16 protein-coding genes and 1 pseudogene are annotated in these 20,843 nt (G+C 71.6%); 7 read left to right on the top strand and 10 right to left on the bottom strand.

All coding sequences use genetic code 11. The annotated features are described in order from the left end of the window. Window positions 1–455: 455 nt before the first annotated feature. The 7 genes and pseudogenes from ABL57_RS07135 to tkt all read right to left on the bottom strand — a co-directional run bounded on the left by ABL57_RS07135 (window position 456) and on the right by tkt (window position 10,435). Window positions 456–1,769: pseudogene (locus ABL57_RS07135) on the bottom strand (ISL3 family transposase). Between the two features lie 145 nt (window positions 1,770–1,914). After that, complete coding sequence (pgl, locus tag ABL57_RS07130; protein ID WP_047802749.1) at window positions 1,915–2,664, bottom strand: 6-phosphogluconolactonase; 750 nt, start codon at window positions 2,662–2,664, stop codon at window positions 1,915–1,917. Beyond that, window positions 2,661–3,776, bottom strand: a complete 1,116-nt coding sequence (locus ABL57_RS07125) for a glucose-6-phosphate dehydrogenase assembly protein OpcA (protein WP_047802748.1) — start codon at window positions 3,774–3,776, stop codon at window positions 2,661–2,663. Before ABL57_RS07125 ends, pgl begins: the two co-directional genes overlap by 4 nt. Then, the gene (gene zwf, locus ABL57_RS07120) at window positions 3,773–5,311 is read right to left on the bottom strand and encodes a glucose-6-phosphate dehydrogenase (protein WP_082157283.1); all 1,539 of its coding nucleotides are present in this window, start codon (window positions 5,309–5,311) and stop codon (window positions 3,773–3,775) included. Before zwf ends, ABL57_RS07125 begins: the two co-directional genes overlap by 4 nt. A 141-nt stretch (window positions 5,312–5,452) precedes the next feature. Continuing rightward, on the bottom strand, window positions 5,453–7,063 hold the full coding sequence (locus ABL57_RS07115) for a glucose-6-phosphate isomerase (protein ID WP_047802747.1): 1,611 nt from the start codon (window positions 7,061–7,063) through the stop codon (window positions 5,453–5,455). A gap of 52 nt (window positions 7,064–7,115) precedes the next feature. Next, window positions 7,116–8,222 carry a transaldolase gene (gene tal / locus ABL57_RS07110; RefSeq protein ID WP_047802746.1) on the bottom strand — a complete coding sequence of 369 codons (1,107 nt, stop codon included), beginning with the start codon at window positions 8,220–8,222 and terminating at the stop codon, window positions 7,116–7,118. A gap of 80 nt (window positions 8,223–8,302) precedes the next feature. Then, window positions 8,303–10,435, bottom strand: coding sequence for a transketolase (tkt, locus tag ABL57_RS07105; protein ID WP_047802745.1), 2,133 nt, complete (start codon window positions 10,433–10,435; stop codon window positions 8,303–8,305). Window positions 10,436–10,841: 406 nt separating this feature from the next. Here tkt and ABL57_RS07100 point away from each other — a divergent pair, with 406 nt between their 5' ends. Then, window positions 10,842–11,738 (top strand): heme o synthase, encoded by an 897-nt coding sequence (locus ABL57_RS07100; RefSeq protein WP_047802744.1) that lies wholly within the window; start codon window positions 10,842–10,844, stop codon window positions 11,736–11,738. Window positions 11,739–11,802: 64 nt separating this feature from the next. Beyond that, window positions 11,803–12,720 (top strand): dihydrodipicolinate synthase family protein, encoded by a 918-nt coding sequence (locus tag ABL57_RS07095; protein WP_047802743.1) that lies wholly within the window; start codon window positions 11,803–11,805, stop codon window positions 12,718–12,720. Window positions 12,721–12,726: 6 nt separating this feature from the next. Here the strand turns inward: ABL57_RS07095 and ABL57_RS07090 are convergent, their stop codons facing one another. The 3 genes from ABL57_RS07090 to ABL57_RS07080 all read right to left on the bottom strand — a co-directional run bounded on the left by ABL57_RS07090 (window position 12,727) and on the right by ABL57_RS07080 (window position 15,774). After that, window positions 12,727–13,752, bottom strand: a complete 1,026-nt coding sequence (locus tag ABL57_RS07090; RefSeq protein WP_047802742.1) for a heme A synthase — start codon at window positions 13,750–13,752, stop codon at window positions 12,727–12,729. 238 nt (window positions 13,753–13,990) lie between these two features. Next, window positions 13,991–14,779 carry an ABC transporter permease gene (locus ABL57_RS07085; RefSeq protein WP_047802741.1) on the bottom strand — a complete coding sequence of 263 codons (789 nt, stop codon included), beginning with the start codon at window positions 14,777–14,779 and terminating at the stop codon, window positions 13,991–13,993. Next, window positions 14,776–15,774 carry an ABC transporter ATP-binding protein gene (locus ABL57_RS07080; protein WP_047802740.1) on the bottom strand — a complete coding sequence of 333 codons (999 nt, stop codon included), beginning with the start codon at window positions 15,772–15,774 and terminating at the stop codon, window positions 14,776–14,778. Before ABL57_RS07080 ends, ABL57_RS07085 begins: the two co-directional genes overlap by 4 nt. Before the next feature lie 238 nt (window positions 15,775–16,012). Here ABL57_RS07080 and ABL57_RS07075 point away from each other — a divergent pair, with 238 nt between their 5' ends. From ABL57_RS07075 to ABL57_RS07055, 5 genes are all read left to right on the top strand, one after another. After that, window positions 16,013–16,804 carry a metalloregulator ArsR/SmtB family transcription factor gene (locus ABL57_RS07075; protein WP_047802739.1) on the top strand — a complete coding sequence of 264 codons (792 nt, stop codon included), beginning with the start codon at window positions 16,013–16,015 and terminating at the stop codon, window positions 16,802–16,804. Continuing rightward, on the top strand, window positions 16,797–18,251 hold the full coding sequence (gene sufB, locus ABL57_RS07070) for a Fe-S cluster assembly protein SufB (protein ID WP_047802738.1): 1,455 nt from the start codon (window positions 16,797–16,799) through the stop codon (window positions 18,249–18,251). Before ABL57_RS07075 ends, sufB begins: the two co-directional genes overlap by 8 nt. A 166-nt stretch (window positions 18,252–18,417) precedes the next feature. Beyond that, on the top strand, window positions 18,418–19,617 hold the full coding sequence (gene sufD, locus ABL57_RS07065) for a Fe-S cluster assembly protein SufD (protein WP_047802769.1): 1,200 nt from the start codon (window positions 18,418–18,420) through the stop codon (window positions 19,615–19,617). A 41-nt stretch (window positions 19,618–19,658) separates the two neighbouring features. Further along, window positions 19,659–20,420, top strand: coding sequence for a Fe-S cluster assembly ATPase SufC (gene sufC, locus ABL57_RS07060; RefSeq protein WP_047802737.1), 762 nt, complete (start codon window positions 19,659–19,661; stop codon window positions 20,418–20,420). 35 nt (window positions 20,421–20,455) lie between these two features. Beyond that, entirely contained in the window at window positions 20,456–20,818 is a 363-nt protein-coding gene (locus tag ABL57_RS07055; protein WP_047802736.1) for a metal-sulfur cluster assembly factor, read from the top strand. The last annotated feature ends 25 nt before the right edge of the window (window positions 20,819–20,843 follow it).

Raw genomic sequence — 20,843 nt, 5'->3', positions numbered from 1 at the left:
GACGTAGTCGACGATCAGAACAGGACTAGCGATCCCGACCTCGTCCACCGCTGTCAGCACTGGCTCGACGAGACCGACCGACAACGCCTCAAAACCGCTTGACGCCAATAGGAGCATCCGTTCTTGCGACAGTCCCCAGCTGTGATCTCGATGGCCAGGACCTTCTCGGTAAAGATTCACACCTGTTGTCAAGCAGGGAGAAGTTCCCGGGTGGGGGCTGGTTCTCGGTCGACGGTTTGGTCACGGAGCATGGCCGTCCTTTTGCTTTTGGTGTCCGCGGGTCCCTGGGTGAATCTCTTTCAACCTGAGACGGTGATCGTCTGGCTAGTCCTGTTCTGATCGTCGACTACGTCGAGCAGGGCACTGGCCAGATCGGAATAGGCCAAGGGCTTGATGCCGTGGGTGACACCGTCGGTGTTGTACCGATAAGTGGCTCTTCGGTCATTGAGTGGGGATCAGGGGATGAGCCCGCCGGCCGCCAGGAGCATACGGAGCCGGTAGTTGTCCCGGTTGCGGTAACCGCGGGCCAGGCGGCGATGGAGCTCGATGATCCCATTGATGGCTTCCGTCCCGCCGTTCGATGAGCGGCCGGTGCTGAAGTAGGCCAGAAACGAGTCCTTCCAGCGGCGCAAGGTCCGTCCGAGCCGTGCGATCTCCGGAACCGGGCAGGTGTGGAACGTGGCCAGGACCTTCTCAGCGAGCCTGCGGCCCTCGGCGAGGTCGGCAGCCCTGTAGGCAGCCCTGAGGTCCTGGGCGCACTGCCAGGCAAGGTAGACCTCTTCGTGAGCCGGATCGGCACGAACGGCGTTGGTGACCCGGTTGGCCTGACGGTCGGTGGGGTGCTCGGCTCCGGCCCGCAGGGTGCGCTGAATCCCGTACAGCGGATCGCCCTTACGGCCTCGCCGGCCCATGGTTTGCTGCTGGAAGGACTCGTTTCTGGCCTACTTCACCTGGGTTCCGAGCTTGACGACGTGAAAGGCATCCAGCACGGCCACGGCGTCCTCGAGCTGGTCCTCGATCGCACCCCTGTATCCGGCGAAGGGGTCCAGGGCGGCGACCCGCACCCCGGCCCGGAACGACTCGGAGCGTTCGGCCAGCCAATCGGCGTAGGCCTTCTTCGACCGGCCCGGCACCAGGTCCAGCAGCCGGGCCCGTACCTTGCCCGTGGCATCCCGGGAGAGGTCGACCATCCCGGTCAACTCCTTCGGGCCCCGCTTCCGGGGATCGACGTGATGCCAGATGTGCTCATCGACCCCCAGGGAGTCCACGGCCTCGAAGCGGGACTGATCGGCGGCCATCCGTTCCAACTCGGGCCTGATCGCGCCCCAAACGGCCCGCCACGCGGTGCCGAACTGCCGGGCCAGGCCGGCGATGGTGGCGTGCTCCCGACGCAGTTGGCCGATCGCCCAGGCCACGGCGCGGGTGGTGATCGTCCCTCGCTCGGCCACCAGCTCCGGGACCTGCTCGACGAACATCCCGCGCGGGCACTCCGGCTCTGGGCACCGCCAGGTACGTTGCCGCCACCGCAGCCGCACCGGGACGGCACCGGGCACATCATGCAGCCACCGGATCCTGCGGCCGCGGCTCGGGGCGACGACTCCGCAGTCCGGACAACCCATCAGTTGCCAAGACGTGGAGACGGTCACGGTCAGCAGTGACTGGCCTCGCTGAACGGACTCGACGTGGACACAGCCCAGGCCGAGCAGAACATCACAACGAGAACAGGTTCCAGTAGCGGGCGCGCTCACGCACCCCGTAGCGTTGGGCAACGTCGAGGTCCTCTGAATAGATCAGCATGCTTGGTCGCTACTGATCATCGGGGACCTCGACCCCTACCTTGCTGAACTCACTACGCGAGTCTCACTCCCCACCCGAAAGACGTAGAGCCCTTTTACGGGGTGCGGCGGCCGCGGCTCAGCCGCCGAGCGCGTCCCGCGTCACGAGCAGCAGCGTCTCCTCGGTCCCGCGGACCCCGGCGCCGGGCGTGCGCTCCAGCGGGGCGCCGGCCCGCACGGCCGCGACGGCCTCGGCCTTGTCCGCCCCGGCCACCAGGAACCAGACCCGCCGCGCCGCGTTGACGAGCGGCAGGGTCATGCTGATCCGGTCCGGCGGGGGCTTGGGGGAGCCGTGCACCGCGACCACGGTGGCCGAGGCCTCGTGGACGTGCGGCAGGCCGGGGAACAGGGACGCCACGTGGCCGTCCGGACCCAGGCCCAGCAGGGAGAGGTCGAAGACGGGGAAGGCCTCCGCGCGCTGCTCCGCGTCGGCCGCGGCGGCGAGCTCGCGACGGTAGTCGAGGGCGGCCTCCTCGGCCGTGGCGAACTCGTCGGCGCTGCCCATGTAGTGCACCCGGTCCGGGTTCAGGGTCAGGGCGCCGCCGAGGGCCTCCACGGCCTGGACGCAGTTGCGCTCGGGGCTGTCCTCGGCCACGAATCGTTCGTCCGACCACCACACGTTCACCCGCGACCAGTCGACCTCGGTGCGGCGGGGCGAGGTGCCGAGCGCGGCGAGCACGGCGGCGCCCATGCTCCCGCCCGTGAGGACGACCGTGGCCTCCCCGCGCTCCTGCTGCGCCTCCGCGAGGACGGCCAGGGCCCGCTCGGCGCTCTCCGCGGCCAGGGTGTCCTTGTCCGGGTGCGGGACCGTCTCGGCTGCGGGGCTCACGCGCGGTCCTCCCCGGAGGCGGTGGATGCGGCCTGCGCGACCGGCTCGGACTCCGGGACAGCGGTCCCGGAGTCCGCCGGGGCGGCCCCGGCCGGGGCCGCCGGCTGCTCCCCGTCGGCCCGGCCCCCGCCGTGCTCGGCCAGGAACCGCGCCGCCCCGGGCGCCAGCTCCCCGGCGGTGTCGACGATCCGGGCGACCCGGACGTCGCGCAGCCCGGTGGTCAGCACCTCGCCGTACACCTCGTCCGGGTCCAGGCGGCGCAGCTCCTCGGCGATGCAGGCGTTGAGGTCCCGCACCGGCATGGCGATCTGCTGGTCCGGCTGGCCCGGCTGGCGGAGCCAGGCGACCGTGCGCCCGGGCCGCTCGAGCACGATCTCGCCGTCGTCCCGCACCAGCGTGACGCGGTCCAGGCGGCGGGGACCGGGGTTGTTCACGAAGGTCGCCTCGGCGTCGAGCCGGGTGCCCAGCCAGGTGCCGAGCAGCACCACGCTGGGGGAGCGGCCGCAGCCCTCGACGACGACCTCGCGCACGGGCGCGGGGTCGGCCTGGTCGAGGACCGCCGCGAGCTGGATCCGCCAGTTGGTGACCCGCGTCCAGGCGAGGTCGGTGTCGCCCGGCACGTACCGCCGGCGCAGCTCCGCGAGGGTCTCGTAGGCGTCGTCGCTGCGCGCGGAGTCCATGATCCGCCGGTGGGCGATCCCGGCGATCGAGGAGGTGTGCGGCGAGGGCGGCGGCACGGTGTGCGGCCACCACGCCACGATGGGCGCGTCCGGCAGCAGCAGCGCGGAGAACAGGGTCTCCGTGGGCTCGGCCAGCTCGCCGTAGCCGTGCAGCACGATGACCTCCGACGCCCCGGCGTCCCCGCCCATGCGCAGCTGGGCGTCGAGCCGGGTCTCCTCGGACGAGGAGTGCGCCACGTGCACGAGGATCCGGCACGGGTGCTCGTGGCTGGCGAAGTTCGCCGCCTCCAGCGCGGCCTCCGAGTGCCCGGCCTGGGCGAGGATCACCAGCGTGAGCACCCGGCCCAGCGTGACCACGCCGTGCTGGTCCCTCAGCTGGCTCAGCTTCTTGTCGATGGCCGAGGTGGTGGTGTTCTCCATCGAAACGATCACGGTCGCCTCCAGACGCGTCCGTCGCGGGCCAGCAGCTCGTCGGCGGCGGCGGGTCCCCAGGACCCCGGCGCGTACGGCTCCGGCATGATCTCCTGCTCCGCCCAGCACTCCTCGAAGGGGTCGAGGATGCGCCAGGACAGCTCGACCTCCTCGTGGTCCGGGAACAGCGGCGGTTCCCCGAGCAGCACGTCGAGGATGAGCCGCTCGTAGGCCTCGGGGCTGGACTCGGTGAACGAGTGGCCGTAGCCGAAGTCCATGGTGACGTCGCGGATCTCCGACTGCGTCCCGGGCACCTTGGAGCCCAGCCGGATGGTCACGCCCTCGTCCGGCTGGATCCGGATCACGATCACGTTCTGCCCCAGGGCCTCGTGCCCGTTGTCCCCGAAGAGCAGGTTGGGGGAGTTCTTGAACTGCACCGCGATCTCGGTGACGCGCCGGCCCAGGCGCTTGCCGGCGCGCAGGTAGAACGGCACGCCCGCCCAGCGGCGGTTGTTGATGTCCAGGCGCAGCGCCGCGTAGGTCTCGGTGCGCGAGTCCTCGGGGATGTCCTGCTCCTGGTGGAAGGCCCGCACGCGCTGCCCGCCCTGCAGTCCGGCCTCGTACTGCCCCAGCGCCGAGTGCGCCGCGAGGTCCTGCGGGACCACGACGGAGGCGAGCACCTTGGCCTTCTCCGCGCGCATGTGGTGCGCCTGGAAGGACAGCGGCTCCTCCATGGTGGTCAGGGCCAGCAGCTGCAGGAGGTGGTTCTGGATGACGTCACGGGCCGCGCCCACGCCGTCGTAGTAGCCCGCGCGGGAGCCGATGCCGATGTCCTCGGCCATGGTGATCTGCACGTGGTCCACGTAGCGGGAGTTCCACAGCGGCTCGAACATCTGGTTGGCGAAGCGCAGGGCCAGGATGTTCTGGACCGTCTCCTTGCCCAGGTAGTGGTCGATGCGGAAGACCGAGTCGGCGGGGAACACCCGCTCCACGATGGCGTTGAGCTCGGCCGCGGACGCGAGGTCGTGGCCGAAGGGCTTCTCGATCACCACCCGGCGCCACCCGGCGGCGTTCTCGTGCTGGGCGAGCCCGTGGTCGGCGAGCTGCTGGCACACCGTCTCGAACGCCTTGGGCGGGATCGAGAGGTAGAAGGCGTGGTTGCCGCGCGTCCCGGCGTGGACGTCGAGCTCCTTGAGGGTCGCCTTGAGCGCCTCGTAGGCCTTGTCCTCGTCGAACTCCCCGCGCACGAACCGCACGCCCGAGGCGAACTGGCGCCACACGTCCTCCTGGAAGGGGGTGCGGGCGTGGGCCTCCACGGACTCCCGCACGACCTCGCGGAACTGCTCGTGGGACCAGTCGCGGCGGCCGAAGCCGACGAGCGCGAACGACGGCGGCAGCAGCCCCCGGTTCACGAGGTCGTACATCGCCGGCAGCAGCTTCTTCTTCGCGAGGTCGCCGGTCACGCCGAAGAGCACGAGGGCCGACGGGGCGGCGACCCGCACGAGCCGTCTGTCCCTCGGGTCCCGCAGGGGATTGCGGGCATTGTTGTCTGGCAACGGTACTCCTTCACGTCTCTGCGGGCCCGCGGGCGGGCGCCGCCCTCGAGCTCCTCCACGCACAACGGTCGGCGCGGGGCGTCCCGCGCCGACCGTGGCGTCCTCCCATTCTAGGACAGCGCTGCTGGTGGCTCCGACCGGCTACCGGCCGAGGGCCTCGACCGCCTGGCGCAGCCGCGCCACGCCCTCGGCGCGGTCGGTGAGCCGCAGCCGCAGCACGGGGCGGCCGTGGTCGGCGAGGACCTGGGCGTCCCCGTCGGCCTGCGCGGAGATCAGCTCGCCGAAGCTGAAGGGGCTGTCCGGGATGTCCAGGTCCGTCCCCGAGGCGGCGGTGATCTGCAGGTACACGCCCTCCGCCGGGCCGCCCTTGTGGTACTGGCCGGTGGAGTGCAGGAACCGCGGACCCCACCCGAAGGTGACGGGCCGGCCCGTGGCCCGGGCGAGGACCGGGCGGATGCCCTCCAGGTCCGTCCAGGCCAGGCGGTCGAAGTACGCCTGCACGGACAGGTAGCCGGTCTCCGGCAGCTGGGCGAGCAGCTTGCCGAGCGCGTCCTCGACCGTGCGGGTGCCGTCGAGCAGCTCCTGCGCGCCGCGGATCTCGACCGGGCCGTCGACGACGTCGGCGGGCGTCGGCTTCGGCTTGTCCGCGAGCAGCGCCCGGGTCGCGTTCTTGGCCGACTCCACGTCCGGCTGGTCGTACGGGTTGATGCCCAGCAGACGCCCGGCGACCGCCGTGGCGACCTCCCACAGCATCAGCTGCGAGCCGAGGGACCCGGCCACCCGGACGACGTCGCCCTGCGGCGCCTCCTCGGCCTCCTCGGCGACGAGCTCCACCACGAGGACGTCGGCGGCGCCGGCCTCCGGGGCGTCGCCGTCGCCGACGACGACGGGCAGCACGCCCTTGCCCTCCTTGCCCGTGGACTCCGCGATCAGCTGCTCCGCCCAGTCGGCGAACCCGGCGATCCCGGAGCCGAGGTCCCGGAAGACCAGCTTGTTGCGCAGGGGCTCCGTGCCGCCCAGGGCCGCCCCCAGGTGCAGGGCGGGGTTGTCCTCGGCGTCCTCGCGCAGCACCTCGGCGGCCTCGTCGGCATCGTCCAGCAGCGCCTCCACGTCCACCCCGGCCAGGCCGGAGGGGACCAGCCCGAACGCGGTGAGCGCGGAGAAGCGCCCTCCCACGGTCGGGTCGGCGGTGAAGACGCGGCGGTAGCCGGCCTCCCGGGCCGAGGACTCCATGGGGGAGCCGGGGTCGGTGACCACCACGATGCGCGAGGCGGCGTCGATCCCGGCCTCCTCGAACGCCCGGGCGAAGACCCGGCGGGCCGAGTCCGTCTCCACGGTGGAGCCGGACTTCGAGGAGACCACGATCGCGGTCCGCTCCAGCCGGTCGGCCAGGGCCGCGCCGACCATCTCCGGGTCCGTGGAGTCGAGCACGAACAGCTCGACGCCCGCGGTGCGGGTGATCACCTCGGGGGCCAGGGAGGACCCGCCCATGCCGGCCAGCACGAACCGGTCCACCCCCTCGGCGGCGAACTCCTCCCGCAGGGCGGTGATCTGGGCGACCAGCGGACGGGAGACCTCGGCCGCCTCCACCCAGCCCAGCCGCTTGGCGGACTCCTCCTCGGCCGCGGCGCCCCACAGCGTGGGGTCCTGGGCGAAGAGCTTCGAGGCGAACCCGTCGCCCACGAGCGCGGGGACGTGCCGGTCGACGGCCTCGCGGGCCGCGCCGGAGGTCTGGACGGACAGGGAACTCATGGGTCTCCTTCTTCGGGTCGGGCAGGGCGGTACGGGCGTGGGACGCTCCGGCTCAGCGGGCGTTGTCGAGGGCGGTGCGGACCGTCTCGAGCAGTTCCGCCCAGGAGTCCTCGAACTTGGTCAGTCCCTCGGCCTCGAGCTTCTCCACGACCTCGTCGTAGGAGATTCCCACGCCGGCGATCCGGTCCAGGAGTTCGTTGGACTCCTCGTAGGTGCCGGTGATCGTGTCGCCGGTGATCTCGGCGTGGTCGAAGGTCGCCTCGAGGGTCTTCTCCGGCATGGTGTTCACGGTGTTCGGGGCCACCAGGCCGGCGACGTACAGGGTGTCCGGCAGGGACGGGTCCTTCACCCCGGTCGAGGCCCACAGCGGCCGCTGCGGGTTCGCCCCGGCCGCGGCCAGGCGCGCCCAGCGCTCGGTGTCCAGGGACTGTTCGAAGACCTGGTAGGCGAGGCGGGCGTTGGCCAGGCCGGCCCGGCCCTTCAGGCCCTCGGCCTCCTCGGTGCCGACCGCGTCCAGGCGCTTGTCGATCTCGGCGTCCACGCGCGAGACGAAGAAGGAGGCCACGGAGTGGATCCCGGCCAGGTCCTTGCCGTTCTCCAGGGCCTGCTCCAGGCCCAGCAGGTAGGCGTTGATGACCGCGCGGTAGCGCTCCAGGGAGAAGATCAGCGTCACGTTCACGGAGATCCCCTCGGCGATGGTCGCGGTGATCGAGGGCAGCCCGGCCTCGGTGGCCGGGATCTTGATCAGCGCGTTGTCCCGGCCGATGGTCGTCGACAGGCGCTGGGCCATGGCCGCGGTCGCGTCCGCGTCCTGGGCCAGGCGCGGGTCCACCTCGATGGACACCCGCCCGTCCACGCCCTGGGTGGCCTCGGCGATCGGGGCGAACAGGTCGCAGGCGTCGCGGACGTCGTCGGTGGTGATGGCCAGCACGGCCTCGTCGACGTCGGTGCCGGCCGCGGCGAGCTCCTTGACCTGGTCCTCGTAGGCGTCGTGGGCGGCGAGGGCGGCGGCGAAGATCGTGGGGTTGGTGGTCACGCCCACGACGTCCTTCTCGTCGATCAGCCGCTGCAGGCCGCCGGAGGTCAGGCGTTCGCGGGAGAGGTCGTCGAGCCAGATCGAGACGCCGGCGTCGGAGAGCTTCTGGGTGGGGGTGGTCATGTGTGTCAGTCCTCGTGTTCGGGGCAGCGCGTGCGGGGCACGCGCTGCGCGGAAGGTGCTCGGTCGGTGCGCGCCGCGGGTCAGCGGTTCGCGGAGACGGACTCCTGAGCGGCGGTGAGGGAGTCCTGGGCGGCCGCGACCACCGCCTCGGCGGTGATGCCGAACTCGCGGTAGAGGGTCTCGTAGTCGGCCGACTCCCCGAAGTGCTCCAGGGACACCGCCCGCCCGGCGTCGCCGATCAGGTCCCGCCAGGACATGGCGATCCCGGCCTCCACCGAGACCCGGGCCTTCACGGCGGCCGGGATCACGGACTCGCGGTAGTCGGCGTCCTGGGCGTCGAACCACTCCCGGCACGGCATGGAGACCACCCGGGCGGCGACCCCCTGCTCCTTGAGCAGCTCGCGGGCCTCCACCGCCAGGGACACCTCGGAGCCGGTGCCGATCAGCACCACGTCCGGGGTGCCCTCGGAGTCGGCCAGCACGTACCCGCCGCGGGCGGTGCCCTCGGCGGAGGCGAACTTCTCGCCCTCGGCCTCGGGGTGGAGGTCCTGGCGGGCGAAGGTCGGCACGTTCTGACGGGTCAGCGCGATCCCGGCGGGGCGCTCGTGCCCCTCCAGGATCGTGCGCCAGGCGATGGCGGTCTCGTTGGCGTCGGCCGGACGGACCACGTCCAGTCCCGGAATCGCGCGCAGGGCCGAGAGCTGCTCCACCGGCTGGTGGGTGGGCCCGTCCTCGCCCAGACCGATCGAGTCGTGGGTCCACACGTAGATCGAGGGGACCTTCATCAGGGCCCCGAGCCGCACGGCCGGGCGCTGGTAGTCCGAGAAGATCAGGAACGTCCCGGAGAACGCCCTCGTCTGGGAGGACATGGTGATGCCGTTGACGATCGCCGCCGCGGCGTGCTCACGGATCCCGAAGTGCAGCACCCGCCCGTAGGGGTGGCCCGTCCACTTGTTCGTGGAGCGGGCCTCCGGGATGAAGGAGGCCGCGGACTCGATGGTGGTGTTGTTGGACCCGGCCAGGTCGGCCGAACCGCCCCACAGCTCCGGGAACGTCTCGGCGATGGCGTTGAGCACCTTCCCCGAGGCCGAGCGGGTCGCCACGTCCTTGCCCGCCTCGAAGACGGGGAACGCCTCCCGGTGGTTCTCGGGCAGCTCCTCGGCCCGGATCCGGTCGTAGAGGGCCGCCCGCTCGGGGTTGGCCTCCCGCCAGTCGTCGAACTTCTGCTCCCACTCCTGGCGGTAGGAGCTCATCCGGTCCTGGATCCCGCGCGTGTGGGCCAGGACCTCCTCCTCCACCTGGAAGTTCTGCTCCGGGTCGAAGCCGAGAATCTCCTTGGTGGCGGCGACCTCCTCGGCCCCGAGCTTGGAGCCGTGGATCCCGCCGGTGTTCTGCTTGGTCGGGGCCGGCCAGCCGATGATCGTGCGCAGCGCGATCATCGAGGGCTTCGACGTCTCGGCTTTGGCCGCGCGGATCGCCGCGTAGAGCTCCTCGACGTCCTCGACGTAGTCCCCGGACTTCGTCCAGTCCACCCGGTTCACGTGCCACCCGTAGGCCTCGTAGCGCTTGAGCACGTCCTCGGTGAAGGCCACGTCGGTGTCGTCCTCGATGGAGATGTGGTTCTGGTCGTAGATCACCACGAGGTTCCCCAGCTCCTGCACCCCGGCCAGGGAGGACGCCTCGGAGGTGATCCCCTCCTGCAGGTCGCCGTCGGAGGCGATCACGTACACCGTGTGGTCGAACGGGGACTCCCCGGCCGGGGCGTCGGGGTCGAAGAGGCCCCGGGTGTAGCGCTGGGCGTAGGCGAAGCCCACCGCCGAGGCCAGGCCCTGGCCCAGGGGGCCGGTGGTGATCTCCACCCCGGTGGTGTGCCGGTACTCCGGGTGCCCCGGGGTCTTGGACCCCCAGGTGCGCAGCGACTTGATGTCGTCGAGCTCCATGCCGTACCCGGAGAGGAACAGCTGCAGGTACAGGGTCAGGGAGGTGTGCCCGGGGGAGAGGATGAACCGGTCCCGCCCCGTCCACCGGTCGTCGGTGGGGTCGTGGCGCATCACCTTCTGGAACAGCAGGTACGCCGCCGGGGCCAGGGACATCGCCGTCCCGGGGTGCCCGCTGCCCACCTTCTCCACCGCGTCGGCGGCCAGCACCCGGACGGTGTCCACGGCGCGCTGGTCCTGCTCGGTCCACTTCAGCTTCACATCGAGATCGGTCACGAAAATCGGAGCCCTTTCTGCTGGGAGCCGCTGCCGTGCGCAGCGGACGCCGGTCCCGGACCGGCGGTCTGGGTCCAGCTTAGGTCACACGCATTTCGGTGACGTGACCGGAACCACCGGAACGGGCCTGCCGATCTGCCCGTTCCCGGCATTCCCGGGGCGGGAACGGACAGCGCCACGCGCTATGCTGTATAGGACCTTCTTCCGCGCCCGCAGCTGCTGCGCCGACCGTCGCCGTGTCGGCGACGCGCGGTCGCCGGGCCTCCTCGCGCACCGAGCGGGGGACACCACCGCAACCGGGAGCAATGATTTCGTGAACTCACTCGAGACGTCGAGCACCGCAGGAGGACCGGTCCTCGGCACCGAGCACGAGCGTGGTGCGGCGGCCTCCCGTCCCGGGGGCCGGATGACGTTCTCCCGGAAGCTGCGGGCCTACGTGGCCCTCATGAAGCCGCGGATCATCGAGCTGCTGCTCGTCGCGACCGTCCCCACCATGATCTTCGCCCAGCAGGGCATGCCCGACTTCTGGCTGATCCTCAACACCCTCGTGGGCGGCACGCTCGCCGCGGGGGCCGCCGGGGCGTTCAACTGCTACATCGACCGGGAGGAGGACCGGGTGATGCGGCGGACGGCCAAGCGTCCGCTCGTCACCGGTGAGGTCACCGACCGGGAGGCCCTCGTGTTCGCCTGGGTCGTGGCGGTCGTCTCGGTGGTGTGGCTGGCGGTGGGCGTCAACGTCCTCGCGGGCGCGCTCGGGGCCGCGGCCATCTTCCTCTACGCCGTGTTCTACTCGATCGTCCTGAAGCGGCGCACCGCCCAGAACATCGTGTGGGGCGGGGTGGCCGGGTGCATGCCCGTGCTCATCGGCTGGGCCGCGGTGACGGGCGGCCTCGACTGGCCGGCCCTCGTGCTCTTCCTGTTCATCTTCCTGTGGACCCCGCCGCACTACTGGCCGCTGTCGATGAAGTACGCCGACGACTACTCCCGTGCCGGGGTCCCCATGCTGGGGGCCGTCTCCAGCGCCCGGACCGTGGGCAGCCAGGTGGTGCTCTATGCGTGGGCCACGCTGGTGTGCTCGCTGCTGCTGGTGCCGGTCGGCGGCGCCGGGTGGGTCTACACGCTGACCGCCCTCGGCGCGGGCGCGTGGTTCGTGCGGCACAGCCACAAGCTGCACGCCCTCGCCGTGGCCGGCCGGCCGACCGACAAGCAGGCGATGTACGTGTTCCACGGCTCGATCGCCTACATCACGTTCGTCTTCCTCGCCCTGGCCGTGGACCCGTTCGTGGGCGGCCCCATCCTCTGAGCCCGGCGCTGCGCCCGTGCCGCCCGGGACCGGCCCGTCCCCGGGGCGGTCCTAGGATGGACGCATGCTCAGCATGACCTTCACCGGGCTCGTGGCCTATCCGATCACCCCCTTCCAGCCGGGCGGCCGGCTGGACCTGGAGTCCCTCGAGCGCTACGTCCGCCGGCTGTCCCGCTCCGGGGTGGACTCGGTGGTGGTGCTGGGCAGCTCGGGGAGCTTCGCGTACCTCTCCGGCGACGAGCGGGCCGAGGTCGTGCGCGTGGCGGTGGAGGCCGCCCGCGGCTCCGGGGTGCCGGTGGGCGCCGGGATCTCGGCCATGACCACCCGCGAGGTCCTCGAGATGGCGTACGCCGCCGAGAACGGCGGGGCGGACGGGCTGGTGCTCAACCCGCTGTCCTACATCCCCCTCGTGTCCCAGGAGATCGCCGACCAGGTGGAGACGGTGGCCGCGGCCGTGTCCCTGCCGCTGTGCGTCTACAACAACCCGACGACGACGGGCTTCAGCTACCCGGTGGAGCTCGCGGCCGAGCTGTCCTGGCTGGATAACGTGAACGCCTTCAAGGACACCGCCGGCACCCCGTGCGAGTACGCCGAGCGGCGGGCCCGGTTCGCGGAGCTCGCCGAGCCGGGGACCGCGCACGGGGTCAGCGGGGAGCGGCTGCTGCACGAGGCGGCGCCGGACGCCGCCGGGTGGCACTCGGGGATCGCGGCGGTGCTGCCGCGCCAGTACGCCGCCTTCCGCGCCGCGGTGGTCGAGGGCGACGAGGAGGCCGTGCGCATGTGGCAGGCCGCTCTGGCCCCGCTGCTGGAGATCCTGCGCCAGGAGCGCCCGCTCAGCTCCCTCTACGCCCTCGCGGAGGTCTGCGGGGTGAGCACGGCCCCGCCCCGGCGGCCGCTGCTGCCCATTCCCTCGGCCAGCCGTCAGCGGCTGGCGCAGGCGGTCGAGGAGCTGCTCGACGAGGCCCCCGACGAGCGGGCCTGAGCACGCTCAGCCGCGGGCGGGAGCCTCGACGACCGGCTGCTCCGGGGCGGCGCGCACGACCGCGTCCGGGGTGCGGGTCAGCGCGAAGCCCTTCTCCACGGTCCGGGCCGCGGCCCAGACCAGCGCCGCGGAGCCCACCAGGTGCAGGGCCACCGCCACGATCGGCAGGCCGTTGAAGTACTGGTAGTAGCCGATCAGCGCCTGCAGCACGAGCACGGCCAGCATCACGTGCAGCGCCGACGCCACGGGCACGGGCCACCGCCGGCGCCGCGCCAGCACCAGCCCCGCGACCACGGTGACGACGATCAGGTACACCGGCACCGCGTGGGCCCGGGTGATCAGGTACGCGTCGAAGGCGTGCCGGGCGCTGGAGTCGTCCCCGCTGTGCGGACCGGTGCCGGTGACCAGGGTCCCCAGGTAGAGGATCAGGGCGGTGAGCACACCGAGGGTCACCACGAGGGCGCGGATCAGGCGCCGCTGGCTCAGGGCCTGGCCGGGGCGCTCGGCGTCGCGGACGGCCGGCAGGGAGCGTCTGCGGGTCCGGTTCACCAGAACGGCGGACAGGGCGATCATCGCGCTGGAGATCAGGTAGTGGATGCCCACGAGCCACGGGTTCAGGCCGGTGTGGACGACCACTCCTCCGACCACGGCCTGCAGCGGGATGGCCAGACCGAGCACCAGGGCGATGAGCATCAGGTCCCAGTGCCGGTGGCCCAGCCGCAGCACGGCCAGGAACGTCAGGACCGCCACGAGCGCGAGCACGAAGGTGAGCAGTCGGTTGCCGAACTCGATCACCCCGTGCAGGCCCATCTCGGCGGTGTTCGTCCAGGACTCGTCCGTGCAGCGGGGCCAGGTGGGGCAGCCCAGGCCGGAGCCGGTGAGCCGCACCAGCCCGCCGGTGAGGATCAGCAGCGAGTTGGCCAGCAGGGAGGCCACCGCCATCCCCCGCACCCACGGGGTGATCCGGGTCGGCATCAGGAACCTGCCGTCCGCTCGGACGTCGGCGTCGGTGGGGTCGCTGGCGGGGGTCATGGCTTCACTTCCGGACGGAGGGCGGCGGGCGCGATTGCCGTCCCAGTTTATCCGCCTTCGCCCCGCTCCGCGCACGGGCGGGAAGCGCACGGAGCGGGGAGCGGCGCCCCCGGGCACCGGGGCGGCGGCTCCCCGGCACACCCCGGGCTGGCAGCCCGGCGGCACCCCGGCCGTCCCGCTCGCCGGGCCTTCCGCGCCGCTGGGCGGCGCGCCGTCCCGTCCGGGACCGGACCGGCGGTCAGCTCCAGCGGAACCAGCGCACCGCGGCGACCCACGCGGCGGCGGCCCAGACGGCGAGCACCAGCAGCGGCAGCAGCGTGGGCCCACCCGTGAGGAAGGTCTCCCGCATCGCGGTGCCCAGCGCCCCGGAGGGCAGCAGGTCCACCAGCCAGGACAGCGCCGGCGGCAGCGTGCGGGAGGGGAACAGGGTCCCGCCGACCGCCGCGAGCACCACCCAGACGAGGTTGGTCACGGCCAGGGTCGCCTCGGCGCGCACGGTGCCGGCCAGCAGCAGGCCCAGCCCGGTGAAGGCGGCGGCGCCGAGCAGCAGCACCGGCACGGAGACGAGCACCGCCACCGGGTCCGGGCGCCACCCCAGGGCGGCGCCGAGGGCCCCGACGAGCACGTACTGCACCGCCAGCACGGCCACGATCGCCACCAGCTTGCCGGTGATCAGCCCGCCGCGGCCCAGGGGCGTGGTCGAGAGGAAGCGCAGCACGCCGTAGCGGCGGTCGAAGCCGGTCTGGATGCCCTGGCCGGAGAACGCGTTGGAGAGCACGCACAGGGTGAGCACGCCCGGCACCGCCACGTCCATGCGGGTGAGCCCCGGCGGGACGTCGGCGTCCAGCAGGTCGGTGAGGGTCAGCGCCACGAGCGCCATCAGCGGCAGGATCACCAGCAGCAGCAGCTGTTCGCCGTTGCGCAGCATGGTCAGGGCCTCGTAGCGGGACTGCGCGGCGACCCGCCGGGCCAGGGGGGCTGGGTCCGAGCGCGGGGGCGTGGCGCGGGGCTGGGCGGGTGCGGTCATCGGATCTCCCGTCCGGAGATGTCGAGGAAGACGTCCTCGAGGGTGCGGGGCTGCAGGGACAGGGACTCGGGCAGGGTCCCGGTGGCCGTGAACCAGCGGGTCACCGTCTCGAGCTGTCCCGGGGTGAGCCGGCCGGTGAGCGTGACCGTGCGGTCGGAGCGGTTCGCGTGCACGTCCTCGAACCCGGGTCCCTCCCACGGGAAGGGACCGGCCCCGGACTGTTCGGGGGTCAGGGTCAGGGCCAGCACGGCCGGGGCGTCCGCGCCGGGGGCCACCAGCTCGGCCACGGAGCCCTGGGCCATGACCCGGCCGTGGTCGACGATGTAGACCTGGTCGGCCAGCCGCTGGGCGTCGTCGAGCAGGTGCGTGGTCAGGATGATGCACACGCCTTCGCGGCGCAACTGCTGCACGAGGTCGAAGACGATGTTGCGGGACTGCGGGTCCATCCCGGCCGAGGGCTCGTCCAGGAACAGGACCTCCGGATTGCCCGCCAGAGCGGCCGCCAGGGCCACCCGCTGGCGCTGGCCGCCGGAGAGGCGGCGGACCACCGTGCGGTCGAAGCCGTTGATGCCGAGCCGCTCCACGAGCGCGTCCATGTCCCGCGGGCTGCGGTAGAGGGAGGCGACGTGCCGCAGCAGCTCCAGCGGGCGCACCGCCTGCGGCAGTCCGCCCTCCTGGAGCATGACGCCCACCCGGGCGCGCAGTTCCGGACCGGCCTGCCACGGGTCCTGCCCGAGCAGCCGGACGGCGCCCGCCGAGGGCCGCTGCAGGCCCTGGGCGCACTCCAGGGTGGTGGTCTTGCCCGCGCCGTTGGGCCCGAGCAGCGCCGTGATCTCGCCGTGCCGGGCGGTCAGGGAGAGGCCGTCGACGGCGTGCACCGCGTCCGCCCCCTGCTCCGGACCCCGGCGGGGGCGTCGTCGGCGGGCGGGGAACTGTTTGACGAGGCGCTCGATCGCCAGCGCGGGCGAGGACGCGGGGGGACTGTGGGCGGGCACCGGACCAGTGTAGTGGGGCGCGCCGCCGCCCCGTTCCCCTTGGTCCCGCCGCCCCGGCGGGTTATTATGAATAGGTCGGGATTTCCGGGGCGGGTCCGGGTAAGGCTGAACTTACTGGCCGCACCGGAATGAATAACGACATACTGAGGTTGTGTATTCAGTGAGCCCCCGCGCGGGGCGCACCGCGCAGCACACCACCTTCCACCCCACCTCCGATCAGGAAGCGCACGGTTCACCCATGACCCACACCACGGACGCCCGGAGCCTGTCCCGCTCCTCCGGCGGACCGCGGGCGGAGCAGGAGGAGAACACCCGCTCCCGCGTGCTGGGGGCCGTCCTGGAGCACGGACCGGTCTCGGCCGCCGACCTCGGCGACATGCTCGAGCTCACCCCGGCGGCCGTGCGGCGCCACCTCGACGCCCTCGAGCAGCAGCACTACATCGAGGTCACCATGGTCCGCCGCCGCACCGGCGGCGCCGGCCGCCCCGCCCGCCGCTACGTCGTGGCTCCCGAGGGTCACGCGAAGCTCGGCGACGACTACCTCGAGATCGCCACCGACGCCCTGGAGGCCATCCGGCGCGTCGCCGGTCCCGATGCCGTGCGCGAGTTCATCCAGGAGCGCGTGGACCGGCTCGAGGCCGCCTACCGCCCCGAGGTCGAGGCCGCCGGGCCGGAGGTCGCCGATCGCCTGCCCGTGCTCGTGCGCCTGCTGAGCCAGGACAGCTTCGCCGCCTCCACGAACGAGGTCGCCGTGGGGCGCGGGGACCAGCGCACCATCGTCTCCGCGCAGCTGTGCCAGGGCCACTGCCCCGTCCGGGAGCTGGCCGCCCGCTACCCGCAGTTCTGCGAGCTGGAGACCGAGCTCATCGCCCGGCTGCTCGGCACGGACGTCCGCCGGCTCTCCACGCAGGCCGCCGGCGCGCACGTGTGCACCACGCACGTGCCCCTCGCACGGCCCGGACCCGCCGCGGCCCGGACGACCACGGACCACCCCACAGACCAGACAACAGAGGAAGGCCGTCATGACTGAACAGATCGCCAGCGGCAACGACACTGTCATCGCCGACATCCTGGAGAAGAACCCGGAGCTCGAGGGCATCGGCACCTACGAGTACGGCTGGGCGGACTCCGACGTCGCCGGCGCCTCCGCGCGCCGCGGCGTCAACGAGGAGGTCGTCCGGGACATCTCGGCCAAGAAGAGCGAGCCGCAGTGGATGACCGACCTGCGGCTGAAGGGCTTGAAGTTCTTCGACCGCAAGCCCATGCCCGCCTGGGGCGCGGACCTCTCCGGCATCGACTTCGACAACATCAAGTACTTCGTGCGCTCCACGGAGAAGCAGGCCCAGACCTGGGAGGACCTGCCCGAGGACATCCGCAACACCTACGAGAAGCTCGGCATCCCCGAGGCCGAGCGCGGCCGGCTCGTGGCCGGCGTCGCCGCCCAGTACGAGTCCGAGGTGGTCTACCACCAGATCCGCGAGGACCTCGAGGAGCAGGGTGTCATCTTCATGGACACCGACACCGCCCTCAAGGAGCACCCGGAGTTCTTCGAGGAGTACTTCGGCACGGTCATCCCGGTGGGCGACAACAAGTTCGCCTCGCTGAACACCGCCGTGTGGTCCGGCGGCTCCTTCGTCTACGTCCCCAAGGGCGTGCACGTGGAGATCCCGCTGCAGGCCTACTTCCGCATCAACACCGAGAACATGGGCCAGTTCGAGCGGACGCTGATCATCGCGGACGAGGACTCCTACGTCCACTACATCGAGGGCTGCACGGCGCCGATCTACAACTCCGACTCGCTGCACTCCGCCGTGGTCGAGATCATCGTCAAGAAGAACGCCCGGGTGCGCTACACGACCATCCAGAACTGGTCGAACAACGTGTACAACCTGGTGACCAAGCGCGCGATCGCCCACGAGGGCGCCACCATGGAGTGGATCGACGGCAACATCGGCTCGAAGGTGACCCAGAAGTACCCGGCCGTCTACATGACCGGGGAGCACGCCCGCGGCGAGACCCTCTCGATCGCCTTCGCCGGCGAGGGCCAGCACCAGGACACCGGCTCGAAGATGGTGCACATCGCGCCGAACACCTCCTCGTCGATCGTCTCGAAGTCCGTGGCCCGCAACGGCGGCCGCGCCGCCTACCGCGGTCTCGTGCAGGTTCGCGAGGGCGCCAAGGGCTCGAGGTCCAACGTGGTCTGCGACGCCCTGCTGGTCGACACGATCTCCCGCTCGGACACCTACCCCTACGTCGACATCCGCGAGGACGACGTGTCCATGGGCCACGAGGCGACCGTCTCGCGGGTCTCCGAGGAGCAGCTGTTCTACCTCATGCAGCGAGGCCTGGCCGAAGACGAGGCCATGGCGATGATCGTGCGCGGCTTCGTGGAGCCGATCGCCCGTGAGCTCCCCATGGAGTACGCGCTCGAACTCAACCGCCTCATCGAACTGCAGATGGAAGGATCCGTTGGCTGACATGTCCAAGCTGAACGAAACGATTCGCAACGCGGCGGAGGCCGCCGCCTCCGCCGCCACCGCGGTGGCCGACAAGGCCGTCGGCACGGCCAAGGACGTCTACGACAACCTGGGCGAGAAGGTCGACGGGGTCCCCACCGGGGACGGGCGCGTCGCCATCCCGGGCATGGACCAGGAGGGCGAGCGGCTCGCCCGCGACAAGGTCGAGAACGACACCCTCGTGCGGGAGTCCGCCCGCGGCGGCAGCGCCGAGGGCCCGGACTCCTCCCGTGCCGGGCGGCAGACGTCCTACGACGTCGCGGACTTCCCGAAGATCACGGGCAAGGAGGAGGACTTCCGGTTCACCCCGGTCAAGCGCCTCAAGGGCCTGCACGCCGACGCCCTCACCGGCCCGGCGCCGGCGGTGACCGTGGACTCCGACGCCGTGCGCGTGGAGACCGTCGGCCGCGACGACGCCCGGATCGGCAGCGCCGGCATCCCCGAGGACCGGGTCTCCGCCAACGCGTGGAGCAGCGTCACCGAGGCCACCGTGCTCACGGTGCCGCAGGAGGCCGAGATCGCCGCGCCCGTCCTCGTGGACATCCACGGCACGGACGCCACCCCGGCGGCCCAGCACCTGGTGATCGACGCCCAGCCCTTCTCCAAGGCGCTCGTGGTGCTGCGCCACCACGGCAGCGCGGTGCTCTCGCAGAACGTCGAGTTCCGCGTGGCCGACTCGGCCAACCTCACCGTGGTGACCCTCCAGGAGTGGGACGACGAGGCCGTGCACGCCTCCTCCCAGCAGGCGCGTCTGGGCCGGTCGGCCTCCTTCAAGCACGTGCTCGTCTCCCTCGGCGGTGACCTGGTGCGCGTGACCCCGTCCACCCGCTTCGACGCCCCCGGCGGCTCCGTGGAGATGTACGGCCTCACGTTCGTGGACGCCGGCCAGCACCTGGAGTCCCGGCTGTTCGTGGACCACTCCCAGCCGCACTGCACCTCGCGGGTGACCTACAAGTCCGCGCTGCAGGGCGAGAACGCGCACGGCGTGTGGGTCGGCGACGTCCTGATCCGCGCCACCGCGGAGGGCACCGACACCTACGAGCTGAACCGGAACCTGATCCTGGGCGACGGGCCGCGCATGGACTCCGTGCCCAACCTGGAGATCGAGACCGGCCTGATCGCCGGGGCCGGCCACGCCTCCACCACCGGGCAGCTGGACGACGAGCACCTGTACTACCTCATGTCCCGGGGCATCCCCGAGGACGAGGCGCGCCGGCTCGTGGTGCGCGGCTTCCTGTTCGAGATCCTCCAGCAGATCGGTGTCCCGGACATCGAGGAGCGGCTGCGCGAGGCCGTCCAGGACGAGCTCGCCTCCGCCAACCACTGAGCCCTTTTCCCACACTCTTCCCGACCACAGGAGAACCATCCATGGCAACTCTCGAGATCAAGGACCTGCACGCGTCCGTCGTGCTCGACGACGAGACCACCAAGCCGATCCTCAAGGGCGTGAACCTCACCATCAACTCCGGTGAGGTGCACGCGATCATGGGCCCCAACGGGTCCGGCAAGTCCACGCTGGCCTCGACCATCGCCGGGCACCCCAAGTACGTCGTCGACTCCGGCCAGGTCCTCCTGGACGGCGAGGACGTCCTGGAGATGTCCGTGGACGAGCGCGCCCGTGCCGGGCTCTTCCTGGCCATGCAGTACCCCGTGGAGATCCCGGGCGTGACGACCTCCAACTTCTTGCGCACCGCCAAGACCGCGATCGACGGCGAGGCCCCTTCCCTGCGCACGTGGACGAAGGACGTCAAGGCCGCCATGGAGCAGCTGAAGATCAGCCCGGACATGATCCAGCGCAACGTCAACGAGGGCTTCTCCGGCGGTGAGAAGAAGCGCCACGAGATCCTCCAGCTCGAGCTGCTCAAGCCCCGGATGGCCCTGCTCGACGAGACCGACTCCGGCCTCGACGTCGACGCGCTGAAGGTCGTCTCCGAGGGCGTCAACCGCGCCCTGGAGACCAACGACATGGGCGTCATGCTGATCACCCACTACACGCGGATCCTGCGCTACATCAAGCCGCAGTTCGTGCACGTGTTCGCCGACGGCCGCGTCGTCGACGAGGGCGGTCCCGAGCTCGCCGAGCGGCTCGAGAACGAGGGCTACGACCGCTACCTCGCCCCCGCCAAGTAAGCGCCGCGCCGACCAGCACCGAAAGGAGGCCAGCGATGGCCGACACCCCTGCTGAGACCCCCGTCGACACCTCCGAGGCCCCTGCGGGACGGCTCTCCACGGAGGAGGTCGAGGAGGCGCTCAAGAACGTCATCGACCCCGAGCTCGGCGTCAACATCGTCGACCTGGGCCTGCTCTACGGCTCCCGGTGGGCCGAGGACGGCGCCCTGATCCTCGACATGACCCTCACGACCGCGGCCTGCCCGCTGCAGGACGTCATCGAGGAGCAGGTCGAGCAGAACCTCGGCCCGCTGCTGGACGAGTGGCGGGTCAACTGGGTCTGGATGCCGCCGTGGGGTCCCGACCGGATCACCGAGGACGGCCGCGACCAGATGCGGGCCCTGGGCTTCAACATCTGATCGGCCTCCCGGCACGACCACGGCG

This window comes from Kocuria sp. SM24M-10 (assembly GCF_001027955.1).
Lineage (GTDB): Bacteria > Actinomycetota > Actinomycetes > Actinomycetales > Micrococcaceae > Kocuria > Kocuria oceani.
Note: the sequence above shows the minus strand (reverse complement) of the source record. Positions and strands in the feature narration are given on the sequence as shown.